At 53.1% G+C, this 11,809-nt stretch carries 12 protein-coding genes and 1 pseudogene; 3 read left to right on the plus strand and 10 right to left on the minus strand.

What is annotated here, in order from left to right; genetic code table 11:
* Window positions 1-1,746, plus strand: a 1,746-nt coding sequence (locus tag C464_RS18045) for a glucodextranase DOMON-like domain-containing protein (protein WP_193366027.1), incomplete at its 5' end; no start/stop codon positions are given.
* Between the two features lie 172 nt (window positions 1,747-1,918).
* On the opposite strand, the gene C464_RS19780 is transcribed toward C464_RS18045, so the two are convergent.
* The 7 genes from C464_RS19780 to C464_RS16845 form a co-directional block, all read right to left on the minus strand.
* Entirely contained in the window at window positions 1,919-2,143 is a 225-nt protein-coding gene (locus C464_RS19780) for a ParA family protein (RefSeq protein WP_006114998.1), read from the minus strand.
* Window positions 2,143-2,289 (minus strand): ParA family protein, encoded by a 147-nt coding sequence (locus C464_RS19785; protein ID WP_239640269.1) that lies wholly within the window; start codon window positions 2,287-2,289, stop codon window positions 2,143-2,145. The genes C464_RS19780 and C464_RS19785 overlap by 1 nt, the downstream gene beginning before the upstream one ends.
* Before the next feature lie 86 nt (window positions 2,290-2,375).
* A complete protein-coding gene (locus tag C464_RS16825) occupies window positions 2,376-2,771 on the minus strand; it encodes an HVO_A0114 family putative DNA-binding protein (RefSeq protein WP_006114999.1) in 396 nt (131 codons plus the stop codon).
* A 52-nt stretch (window positions 2,772-2,823) separates the two neighbouring features.
* Window positions 2,824-3,102, minus strand: coding sequence for a PIN domain-containing protein (locus tag C464_RS16830; protein WP_006115000.1), 279 nt, complete (start codon window positions 3,100-3,102; stop codon window positions 2,824-2,826).
* Window positions 3,102-3,404, minus strand: a complete 303-nt coding sequence (locus C464_RS16835) for an AbrB/MazE/SpoVT family DNA-binding domain-containing protein (protein WP_006115001.1) — start codon at window positions 3,402-3,404, stop codon at window positions 3,102-3,104. The genes C464_RS16830 and C464_RS16835 overlap by 1 nt, the downstream gene beginning before the upstream one ends.
* 190 nt (window positions 3,405-3,594) lie before the next feature.
* A complete protein-coding gene (locus C464_RS18050; RefSeq protein ID WP_006115002.1) occupies window positions 3,595-3,915 on the minus strand; it encodes a PadR family transcriptional regulator in 321 nt (106 codons plus the stop codon).
* 169 nt (window positions 3,916-4,084) lie between these two features.
* The gene (locus C464_RS16845; protein ID WP_006115004.1) at window positions 4,085-4,864 is read right to left on the minus strand and encodes a transcriptional regulator TbsP domain-containing protein; all 780 of its coding nucleotides are present in this window, start codon (window positions 4,862-4,864) and stop codon (window positions 4,085-4,087) included.
* A gap of 1,569 nt (window positions 4,865-6,433) precedes the next feature.
* Between C464_RS16845 and C464_RS18790 the strand changes: the two genes are divergently transcribed.
* Complete coding sequence (locus C464_RS18790; RefSeq protein ID WP_152421004.1) at window positions 6,434-6,835, plus strand: hypothetical protein; 402 nt, start codon at window positions 6,434-6,436, stop codon at window positions 6,833-6,835.
* 199 nt (window positions 6,836-7,034) lie between these two features.
* Here the strand turns inward: C464_RS18790 and C464_RS19030 are convergent, their stop codons facing one another.
* The gene (locus tag C464_RS19030) at window positions 7,035-7,244 is read right to left on the minus strand and encodes a hypothetical protein (RefSeq protein WP_006115006.1); all 210 of its coding nucleotides are present in this window, start codon (window positions 7,242-7,244) and stop codon (window positions 7,035-7,037) included.
* A gap of 528 nt (window positions 7,245-7,772) precedes the next feature.
* Between C464_RS19030 and C464_RS18070 the strand changes: the two genes are divergently transcribed.
* Window positions 7,773-8,387 (plus strand): rhomboid family intramembrane serine protease, encoded by a 615-nt coding sequence (locus C464_RS18070; protein WP_080510509.1) that lies wholly within the window; start codon window positions 7,773-7,775, stop codon window positions 8,385-8,387.
* A 232-nt stretch (window positions 8,388-8,619) separates the two neighbouring features.
* Here the strand turns inward: C464_RS18070 and C464_RS18075 are convergent, their stop codons facing one another.
* Window positions 8,620-10,257 carry a helicase C-terminal domain-containing protein gene (locus C464_RS18075; RefSeq protein WP_080510510.1) on the minus strand — a complete coding sequence of 546 codons (1,638 nt, stop codon included), beginning with the start codon at window positions 10,255-10,257 and terminating at the stop codon, window positions 8,620-8,622.
* Window positions 10,258-11,410: 1,153 nt separating this feature from the next.
* Window positions 11,411-11,809 (minus strand): annotated as a pseudogene (locus tag C464_RS16865) (recombinase family protein); the annotation flags it as partial.

Genomic DNA, 11,809 nt, shown 5'->3' on the forward strand with positions numbered 1-11,809 from the left:
GATGGTGATGGTTTTGACGAGGATAATAGACAGATCCAGACAACTCGAGCAAAACAATTAGCGATGTATCCGGTGTATTTAGCTGGTCTACAGATGGCTGCCGACCGCATCGAAGCGTACATCGATAACACGTTCGAGATTGGCGAGTTTATTCAGGCACAAGCTGGGGAACTGGACGGGCTGATCACCGCTGATCAGTGGCGGAACGCCTACGGAGCTCATTACGTCCCCATAGACCCCAATCGAGAAGACCCGGGATCAACGGCGACATTCACGATTAAGAATGTCGCTGAAGCAGGGACCTACGATCTTCACCTTCGGTATGCGAGTGACGAAGAAGAGAACCGAAACGAAGTCACCAATAACGGTAACGCAGAACTCACACTGTTGGTCAACGGATCCGAGCGAAAGCTCACACCGGCGTTCACGGACTACTGGGATGATTGGGATATCCATACCGTTTCGATCGACCTCGAGGCCGGTGACAATACAGTGGCAATAGAACTCAGCTCGAATGATGTCGGTGGCCTGAACATCAATACCATCGGTGTCACCGAGCAGAACAACGATCCACCATTCCCTGCGACATACACAGACTTCGAGGACAGGCACACTGAAAACGAAAATTACGACACGGAACCGGAGTTTGACTTCATTAAACAGGTTCCTACGAACTGGGACGAGACAACTGTCGTGGACGCCGCTATTGGAGAATATATCGTTGTCGCCAGACGCAGCGGTGAGGAATGGTTCCTCGGGGCGATGACTAATGGAACCGCCCGAGACTTGACCGTACCATTAGATGAATTCCTCACCGCGCAAGATAATGGGTGGTCAATAACGGAGTATGCTGACGCCCCTAGGACCGGCGTGGATAGTAATCCGACAGAAGTCGATATTAACAAGTACCGTGCCTCAGCAACCGACTCAGTTGGTGTTTCGATGGGTGCCAGCGGTGGTACTGCGATGCGTATCCAACCCGCTGATTCCCCGAGTGTCACCGTTGCTGAGTTCGATGACCCGGAGGGTGATGATTACGGCCCTGGTTCATACACATACCCGACGAACGGTGCGTTCCAGGACGGTGCGTTCGACCTGCGATCGTTCCGCGTGCTGGAGACCGAGGAGGAGTACCGGTTCGCGTTCGAGGTGGAGAACCTGTACGACACGTTCGGTGGCGACTTTTCCCCGCACTACTTCCTCGTCTACTTGCGCGATCCCGACGCAACCGGCGGGCGGACGGACGCGCTGGAGGACCTAAACCTCACCGCGGAGTTCGATCAGCCGTGGCAGTACCGGATCGACGCCAGCGGCTTCGGGAAGGGGATCACCGACGCCAACGGGGAGAGCCTCGGGACGCCAGAGGTGGTCGTCAGCTTCGAGTCGAACACGGCGGTGGTCTCGATACCGAAGTCCGTGGTGGGTGGCGACATCGCGAACTGGGAAGCGGTGCCGATCGTCGGCTCGGAAGNGTCGAACACGGCGGTGGTCTCGATACCGAAGTCCGTGGTGGGTGGCGACATCGCGAACTGGGAAGCGGTGCCGATCGTCGGCTCGGAAGCCGAGGGAACCCTGCGACCGGTTGCCGCCGAGAACAGTTCTTTCGTCTTCGGCGGCGCGCGAGAGGGCGCGGCCGGCAACGCGCCCCGCGTGATCGACATGATCACGCCGGAGGGCGTCTCGCAGGCGGAGGCTCTCGACTACGACGCAGACTCGCTTGCGTCGCTGCCGTTCACGCCGTTGTGAGGGAGACTAAAGCGTCAGGAGAGGCCGAGATCTTCGTCTTCAGTGGTGCCCGTGAGGGAACGGCCGGGAGGTGATTTATCCCCCAGCGAACAGCCTATAAATATGAATTTAGCTGGGGATCACAGTCGACTCTAGGTTTACGAGCCAGTACGCCGAGTTGGACGAGGAGATTCTACCCCACGAGGGTACGTCTGAAACCGTCCTCGAACTCAGCATGAAGCTGCTCAAGCATCGCGTCGGCCTGCTTGTTGTGCTCGACACGGTTGGCGACGATCTTGAGGATGTGGACAGCGCCGAAGTAGTCGCGGACACTGTCGATCTGCTTTTGGAGACGGTCGAGCCCCTGGACCGAGAGCGCCTCGGCGTACGCTGGGATGAGGACGCCGTCGCTCGCCATCAGAGCGTTGTCGGGGGGACGTTGATGCTCGGCATGTTGTCGACGAGGACGACATCGTACCCGGTGCCAAGGTCGTCGAGGACCATCTTGAGTCGTTCCCGTGCCCGGGGTTCGCCGGACAGCTCACCGCCAGTCCGATCGACCATACGCTCATTTGCCGGGAGCAAATCAAACTCCTCGCCCTAGAGCACGAGGTCGCCGATGTCATCGCTCACCGTGTGTCCTCTTTGGATCAAGCGTTCGCCTTGCGCTCCTGTCCCAACCCAGACCTGAGCGGGATGTCAGCGTCAATCTCGTCGTACCACACGACCGGCCTTTTCGCCCGGCCATCCTCTTCGAGTTCGACGAGGCCGTAGTCGGCCAGCTCGTTCAGGTTCTCCAGAACCTCTGGCGGATTCCGGTCAACGAGTCGAGCGAGCTCACGGATACTCCCTGGCTCGTGTTCGACGATCGCCTCTAGGAGCTCGAGGTTCGTCGAGCAGAAGACGCGACCGAACGTTTCGAGGTCTTCAATCGAGAGCGTCGGCTCGCTCGGTTCGACGTCCTCGCCGGCGTCGATCGCTTCGAGGCGATCTTCGAGGTCGCTACGGTCGGCAGACTTGATCTGTACGTGGAGTGTCTGGGTCATGGGTGGGCGTGGGGGTGTGGGTCATAGACAAGTCAGATCTTCGAACGGATACCTACGCGGAACCGTCACGGAACCGTTCGATCGGGATATCGGAGACGTCGTCATAATCGTCGTCACCGCCAACTAAGAGCGTCGCGTCGACATGNTCACGGTTGTACTTCCGGGCGATTGTGTACCGGATCTCAGCGAGATTCACGCAGCTGGCGTAGCCGACGGTGTCCTCGACTGCGACCGCGTCGAGATACTCTTCTACAACCTCGCTGCCTGGTTCATCGTCGGCGTGTGCTATCAGTGGCTCGGCGTCGAAGACAACGCGGTCAGGAACCGACATTACTCTTCAGTTGAGAACTGCGAGTCGCGTTCTTTCCGGTCTTGGTCGCGTTTCTCTTTGAGGATCTCGGACGCAGGCTTGTCGGTACTCGTTTCGCTACGGGCGGCAAAGCCGCGCATCTCGCTTGGTGAGCGGACCTGTTCGACGATCACCTCTCCATCTTCGGTTTCCCGGAACAATACCTTCCCAGGCGCTTCGATCCCGAGCTTCTCGCGGAAGCGTTTTGGGATGGTCGCTTGGCCGTGCTTAGTGACGGCGACAATCTCTTTTTCAGAATTATTTGACTGTTCTGTCTTACTCATAGTTCATAATTAGATCTCGATCATAATCAAATTTTCTTCTCATTGGCAAACAGTTGTTACTCCTCTGTCGGGTGTTTGGCCGAGTTCAAAGTGTGGTTTAGCTTCTGAGGGACGTAAAATACTAGACTCAAACGGTCCTCGAACGCAGCGGTTCGCTCACCCGTCGTGGTCAATATACCCGGCTTCCCATTCAGTCCGAGCTTCGATCTCTCTGATGCCCCGGCGAGTAGTGCTGTACTCGTTGGNTATACCCGGCTTCCCATTCAGTCCGAGCTTCGATCTCTCTGATGCCCCGGCGAGTAGTGCTGTACTCGTTGGTCCGCCGGTCCCGCTGACTTTTTTCGATGAGTCCCTTCTCAACGAGCGTGTCGAGGTTAGGATAGAGCCGACCATGATGAATCTCTTTTTCGTAATAGTCCTCGAGCTCGTCTTTGATCGCGAGTCCGTGGGGATCATCAAGTCCGGCAACTACGTACAGCAGATCGCGCTGAAAGCCAGTGAGATCGTACATGTCGCAATTTACTCATCCGAGTTTTGAAATACTACTGATCTGGTGACTGCGTATTATAGAATACGTTTTACACCCTCTAGACAGTGATTTTGACTGCTTCATCTCACGCTTGAGTCGGAGAAGTACCGTATCCCCGTCTCCATGGTCGGTGGCTACTGTGGGGTAGATGCTACAGCGGAGACCGGATCTCGGTGGAGAGTGTTTTCAGGTCTGCTGTCGCGAGCTCATCGGTTGCGATAAGTCGAAGCCGGGGGCGACCGATGTCTAGTGGAACTTTTTCAGTCTCGATGAGGCCAGTATCTTCGAGTGCTGATTTGGCCCGTGAGAAGGTCGCTTTCGAAGCGATACCCGTATCCTCTCCCCATTTCGAGATGTCGTAGAGGAGGACCTCGTTGCGGGCTGCGAGGATGAGCATGATCTCGACGATACTGAGGTATTCGTTGCTGTTGGAAATCTCTTCAGCGTGTGCGAGGACTTCGTTGAGTTCGTCTGCGACGTCGTCGCCAATCTTCTCCCGGAGCGTCTCTTTCACCACTGAGAGGGCAGGTGTCCGGAGGTGATACTGCTCGGCGGCTTCGAATCTGGAGTTGAACTCACCGTAGACCGATGAGACCAGTTCGGGATCCGAACTTGATACACTGTGCTTGCCCATCACAGGAACTACAGTCTCAGATTCGGTTGTAAAGATGGTATTCTGGACTGGCTCTCTGAGTGTTCGGATGCTAAGTTGATCTCGGCGGATCAGTTCGGCGATTTTCGATGCTGTGAGGAAACTGTAGAGGGCGTCTTTGACTTCACCTGTGTCTGCGAGCAGTCGGACCTTGGGTTGTTCCTCAATCGTTACTGCTTCCTCTGCGAAGGCTGCGATTTGTTCAGATCGGGGATTGATATACAGTGCTGGCTCGTCTTGTTCGGGAATCATCTGAGTGAAAATATGTTGTTTGACCATGTTTTGTAATTTTATCGATATGTACTTAATAGATATGGTTTCTGAGGATTAGACTACTTTGCCAGTTACACGATAGAGCTGACTATCCGTTTCGAGTACGCTCACAGGAGGTAGATGGTTGGTCGCGGTAGTGGCCCTCGATCTGAGGTAGTAGAATCCGGTAATCAACTACACCGCTGATGATATAGTTCCAGTAGTTAGCAAAGTTGCTGCTGAATAGAGCGCGTGAGACTGTCACTCATCTACAGACTGGGTGGTATAACGATTGTACAACCACCATGGAATATGGAGTACCATTGCTAAGACAACTGCCACACCAAACTCCAAGAGGACTCCATCAGTAGCCTGGGACGCAAGAAAGACCGCAGTGCCAGCTATGACGGCAGTTATGATCCGACTGGGATTCCAATTGAGGAGGGCAGACTGAAGCGCGGACATTACTATCTCGGTCGGAAGCTACGAACAAATGTGTTCTGGAAGTCTGGGTTCGGTATGATAAACTCACCCTCTGTATCGGTCACACCGCCACTGGCAGACAGTCGAGAGTTCACCGAGGCGCTGCTGAATAGAGTGCGCAGGTCAGTTGTGGAGGATGTGGTCGCTTATCGTCGTGTTCAGGAAGCTCCGAGACGGTTGTGACGTCGGTACAGGTAGTAAGATAGCGCCGGGACTGATAGGAGCAGTAATACCGAGAAGATAGCACCAGCGAGGTGGACAAGTCCGGCAACTCCCCAAGCCACGCTCGGCGACCAGGTCCCCTCTCTGCTGAGTGTTCGTATATCTCCAAGCAAGCAGACGAGTACGAGTAACGCTACGAGAATCCCACCCCAGAACGCAGCGACTGACAGAACGAACGAAGCAACCCCGACCGCAATGTTCGGCTCACCCGGAGCCATAGATACAGTGGTGAATGTGCGCAATCCAAATCGGGACAGGAATTCCAACAGGAGGACAAGGGGAAATAGGACGATTCCGTACCACCAAAGGGACCTTGTCATATTCTATGTATCTGGAAGGCATCTGATATAGCTGCCGAGTGAGGGTGTCATAGAGCTCTTGTATGATGTTTATTCGACTCTGTTGAAATCCTCTTCTTCAGAAAGGTTCTCGCCAGAAACAACTGGTCGCTGAATCGTGCGAGTTGTCCAGCTTGAGGTTTTGGTGGATGTGAGCCTTGGTTAAACGTAGCGCAGATTGTCCGCCATAGGTCTTCCAAACACGGTATCGGGTCCTGACGTACTCACACTCTGATTCTGTTGATATAATATAGCCATTGATCGCAGCATTCAGAGACGTCTGCTCTGTTGAATCCGCAGAAGACGTCGGGATCGGGTTGCTCTGACCTCGGCTCTGGAGCGCTATCGAGAGAATTCAGAGATGGATCCTTGGCAGAGAGCAGAAAGATTGAGATCACAGAGTGGATCGGTCCAACTCCTCGACGACGAAGAGCGAGATAATCGCTTCTCCAGAGATCGTGATCCCCGTGCCGTCGTCGGATTCAACAGAGCAGAGACGTATGAACAAATCCCACCATATTTGAATCCACGATCCAATATTTTTCCAATTAAAATGCAACTCAACCGACGCCGATTTTTGAGTGGGCTTTCACCTACCATAGTCGGTTTATCTGGGTGTGTCGGCGTTATCGGTGGGACGACGGACATCTCAATTTCAAACGAGGCATCGGATCGGGTTGCTGCTGGTATCAAAGTAACACGCACTTCAGGTGGACCAGAAGACGTCCTAATTAGCGACAGATTTGGCCTTTTGTCAGGCGAAAGCAAAGAGTATGAAGAGGTCGTTGATGACGCCCAAGTACTGATCGAAGCTGATGCACGACAGGGCAGCGATACAATTGATTACGTCAAGTATGTTTGGTCCGATACTACGGAGGACACTGAGGGGACCGATATCGAGATTACTGCTAATTCGATAGAGATCTCCGGTTCTGGTGAAGTCATCAACAGGTGACACAGTCAGACCCGGTTGCGATCAATGCCACCTCTACACTGAGCGATTGGGATGAAAACTATCACTTCCTGAGGATTTCCACAGAGCCATCGATCTGGTTCTGTGCCTGTACGCGAAGCCGGTATTCGGCTACCGATAGCGCCAGTCTCACGCTCAAACCGACCCCTCAGACACCAATCTCACACGGTTTTCAGTAGCGTTAGCTCGTTACGCCTACTATGCGACTCGACGATACCCCGAACGAGACGGGAAGCGGGTCTGGCTCAGCCAGAGCGACGAGAATGACGAGGTCGCAGCGCTGATCGACGAGGCCGAATCCCCCGAGCAGGAGATCGCCTTCCGGCTCGGCGCGCAGGTCGGCCTCCGGCGCGAAGAGATCGCCAGCGTCACCCCGAACGACTTCACCCACGCTCCCGACGGCTTCGTTCGCGTCTGGAACGACTACGCGAAGCGTGGGAAGTACCGAGAGACGCCGATCCCGGAGTAACTCGCCAGCTCTGTTCGAACTCTCGCGTACGAACGCGACCCCGACGAGCCCGTGGTCGGCGTCGAGCCGAACTCGATCTACCGGTGGGTGAAGCGAGCAGGCGAACGCCGGTACGCCGCGACCGGTGACGAGGGGTGGACCTGTCTAGATGTTCATGATCTCCGGCGGACATGGGGCGGGCACCTGCTGTGGGATTGTGGTGTTCTCCCTGCCGTCGTAATGAGTTGGGGTGGTTGGGAAGACTGGGAAACATTCAGAAATCACTACTTGGGAGAAATGAGCCCCGCAGCCGCTGACCGAGAGCGGGAGAAGATCTCATTTGTTTCCGGCGACCGCGAACCTAACGCGGGCCCGGTTTTTGAACCCACAGTTCAGTCCAAATCACCTTACTAGTTGCTTAGGCCAATATGACAATCCATTATTATATGTGAAGAGTATTTCTAGCGTAATATGAGCTTATTGGATAAATTAAAGACACACCCACCTACGGTGACAATTGGCTTCACAATCATTTTCTTGGGTATGTACACGGCTCAGATATTGGCAGTCGGTGGTCCTTCTCAAGACGCTGGATTTCAAGCCGTGAAATTAGTGACGAACACGCTAGATGCTGGAGCGGTTCTGTTTACATGGCTGCTTCATTCCAACCACACGCATATTGGAGGAAACGTAGTTGTGTTCTTTGCGACCGGGTGGGTGATAGAAGATCGAGTAGACAGAGATCGGTTTATTTTCGCTACCGTCTTTCTTCTGGGAATGGGTGTCAATCTAGTATATTTCATTTTATTCCGGGGGGCTGGCGTAGGGATCAGCGGAATTACGACTGGCTTAGTTACGATGATAGCCTTAGGTAGTCTTGAAGGGTTGTTTGACTTTGACAATCTGGCGTCGATTTATTTCGCGATTTGGGCACTTTCTACTCTTTATTTACTGTATTCTGTCGAGGTAATCGGTCAACTTCCCAGTGGGACCGCTGTCGAAGCTCACATCTTGGGTTCAGGTTTTGCTGTAGCTTGGTATACGACTGAGAGGTATCAATACGGTGCTGAATACAGATTAAAATAGAAGGAATACACCCACCTCAGGAATTGAATCATTCCTCATCACAAAATTATGAGTACTCACTACCCCTAGAGCAGCGGTGGGAGATAATTTATCCCCCACATAACAAATGCTACTACCAGTACTATTCCTAATCCAATAGCAGTAACCAACTCAAATCGATTCATGCCAATATATAATCAAGCCTGTATCAAAAATCTAGTTCAGAATATTACTTCTCAAACAGAATTTCCACCTAAACAATTGCTTCCTCAAACCAACTTGGGAAGTCTGCCTCTCGCTTCACGTCAGAAAAACTCTCATCTAGAACATAGTATCGGCACTTGTCACCCTCTTTCCGAACGCCTCGACCAACAGATTGCTGAATCTGCTGAGAAGTACGTTCCATATAGATGTCATCACGGCCTCGTTCACTCGTTAGGAAACGCGTTCTGGGGTCAGCAAGATTAGGGTATGGCACTTTCACCAATGCTTGCCACCGGCACTTCTCTCCGGGGAGATCAACGCCGTCCATTGCTGATGGAGAAAAGAAAATATCATCGTCACTCTGTTGCCAGTGAGATATTTGGAGATTCAGATCATCACCAGTTCTACTATGGCATCGCGCGTTGTGTTCAAAATGCTCATGAAGCTTTTCAGCACGGTCGTAGCTGACTGTGTGGACAAGCCCTTTCTCGCCACTATGTTTTCGTGATATCAGCCTTATTTTCTCAACAATGGCGTCGAAGTGTTCTTCGAACCCCCCGGAGGACATCCTACCAATCTCCGTCTTTGTAATGATCTGCCGGTTCTCTGAAGGGAACGGCATAGGGTACTGAATAACCTTTGTCAGACTCGGATTGAGCCCAAGGCGATCAAGCCACTTCTCAGGAGAACTTGAGAAAGGCATTGTTGCCGTACTTAAAAGCCTCTTTTCACTTCTTGACCAGACATTCTCTTGTAAGAATTCATCTACATCTACCGGGACGATTTTTAGACTTTCTCCTGCTGCCGTCTCGCTTTTTTCAACTACCCAGTCTCGACCACCCTCCGTTTGCTCAACGCACCACTCGTACTTTTCACAGAATGACATACAATCTTGGAGATCTGGATTATCAACAGCCACAGCCCCCGCTTGATCCTCAATAAAATCTTGTGCCCGGTCGTAGACGTTCTGAAGCTCGTCTTCCACATCCTCAAATGTGAGTACTCCGTCATCTGGAATATCCACACGCGACGGCGTCCCATCAACGACTCCCTCTGGCAACGAATACGGAGAAACTGTAATGCCAGCGTGAAGCGATGCTACTTGGCTTTCCAGTTTGTGACACTCATCTACAACGAGCAGCTCCCGGTCTGAAAACGAAACTCGCTCGGTAACTTCTTCGCCACTTACCATCCTTGGAATATACTCTGGAAGGAATCTATCGAGAATTAGGTATGAGAAGGTCAGGACAGCCGTTTTATCATCAATAGCATCTTGCTTGCTCTCCCAATACTCGCAATTTTGTTGGTCTATACACGATCTATCGTCACTTTTGTTTATCTCACACTCTTTACAAGAAACGCTATCAGCCACTAGCTGAGAGCCAGTGACGCATGTGTAGTCATCTCGTGCCCTCAGTGTCGAATAGTACTCTCGTAGATCATTATCCTCCTCTAGTTGTCTGCGAAGCGCCTTCTGCGGTGTCGTAATGAAGGCACTGTCAGCGAGTTCCGCGACTGTAACATTGATCGCTGACTTCCCAATGCCAGTAGGCAGATTGAGTACAACATTTTGATACCCTTGTTCGTAAAGGGCTTCAGCAGCCTCAATTAGTGATTTCCTCTGATAGTCCCTGTACGACGGGTAAGGGAATAAACTCGTAGCTCGACTCGCTATATCAGAGGGCATTTGACATTTCCGTTTATTACCTCCGCCGTTATAGGCGGTTCCCAAGCACAGTGAAAGTGGTGTAGATTAAATCGGCTCGTCGTTGCCGGACGTGAGTTTGTCACTCTATTAGGAGATTCTTCAACTCGTCTCGATCGTTGTCACACTCGCAGGGATTCGAGAATTCCTTCGTCTCAGTCCATGACGGGTCCACTACCAGTAGGCTCATTCCATCGCTTTGAACTTCTCACTTATCGCGATCACCACCCTCCGGCGCTGTCCCAATCTCCACGAACTGCTTCTGCGACGCAGCCGCCTGCTCACCATCGGGTTGTGGCTCGAGGTCACCGTTCACATCCAACTTATCGCATCCTAGTCCGTGTTGAACAGTACCGCGTAGAGCCGCTCGCTGCCCGCGTACTCTGCCGACTCGTCGAACTACTGTCAGGCGTCTCGACCAGTTATCGATATCCGGGTGTGTGTTATGACTCGCACGGCTCAACCTTTGTCGTGTTCTCGTGTGAGTCTATTTCTCGAATCAGCGACAAAGATGGTGGGGAAGGATACGACGAGTTGGGTATTCCAACAGGCCTAACAGATAATGACGACAACAAGTCTGAATAACTAACTCTCTATCTCCTATTCATAGGTGATTCCGAACCGTGGCCGGCCATGGTCGTAGCCGTGTTCCTTCTGGCGTTCGATCACCCGCCGTGACTTCTCGATCTCCCCTTCTTTCGCATCCGCTCGGTGCGGCCGCTTCATGACGATACACATGGTTTCAAATGGGACCGACAGGACAGACTACGTAATGTATGAGTCAGATCTTCAAGACGTTGTATCGAGCGAGATCATCGATGGTGAGGTGTCGTCGTTGAATCTGAAGATAACCGACAACGAACTTGCCGTCATNACGGCTGATGAAGCCCGACAGTTAGCGACCAGTCTCAAGTCTATTTCGGACCAGCGTTGGGACGTAGATAACGATGACATCGTAGAGTACCTCCGCGACTTAGCCGACGTGGTTGACAACGAGAAGTCAGTAAATGAAGTAGAAGTGAAGTGGGAAGGTAGAAAGGTGGATATCTCAGTATGATGGAAGTATAAACCGTTGAGCCTGCTGTCAAGCAGGTTTACACTCGCCCGTGTGTCAGAAATTGAGGGGGTGGAAGCGCTAGCGGTTGTTTACATCTGTGGCCTCCTCTAGCCGCTCAACGCGTTTGCGCAGCTCTTCGAAGTCGGGATCCTCGGCCCGCGTATCCTCCAGCGGGCGGACGTCGGTGAGTGCGTCGTCGACGCGATCGTCCTCGGCCTCGCCGGCGAGGTAGAGGTCTTTGCGGTCGGCCTCCAGACTCCGGAGCGTCGACTCTGCGACGCCGGTCGATTCGGCGATGTCGGCGTACGGTTCACCACGGTTGACGCGGGCGACGGCCTCGCGGATGTGGAGGAACTCCGCCGGGTTGACGCGGAGGTAGCCGTCCTCGACCTCGAACCCGGCAGGCGGGCGGCCAGTCCATTTCCCCGCGTCCTGAGCGGCGCGGACACCGGAGCGGATGCGCTGGAGCTTCTGCTG

The organism is Halorubrum coriense DSM 10284, from assembly GCF_000337035.1.
Taxonomy (GTDB): domain Archaea; phylum Halobacteriota; class Halobacteria; order Halobacteriales; family Haloferacaceae; genus Halorubrum; species Halorubrum coriense.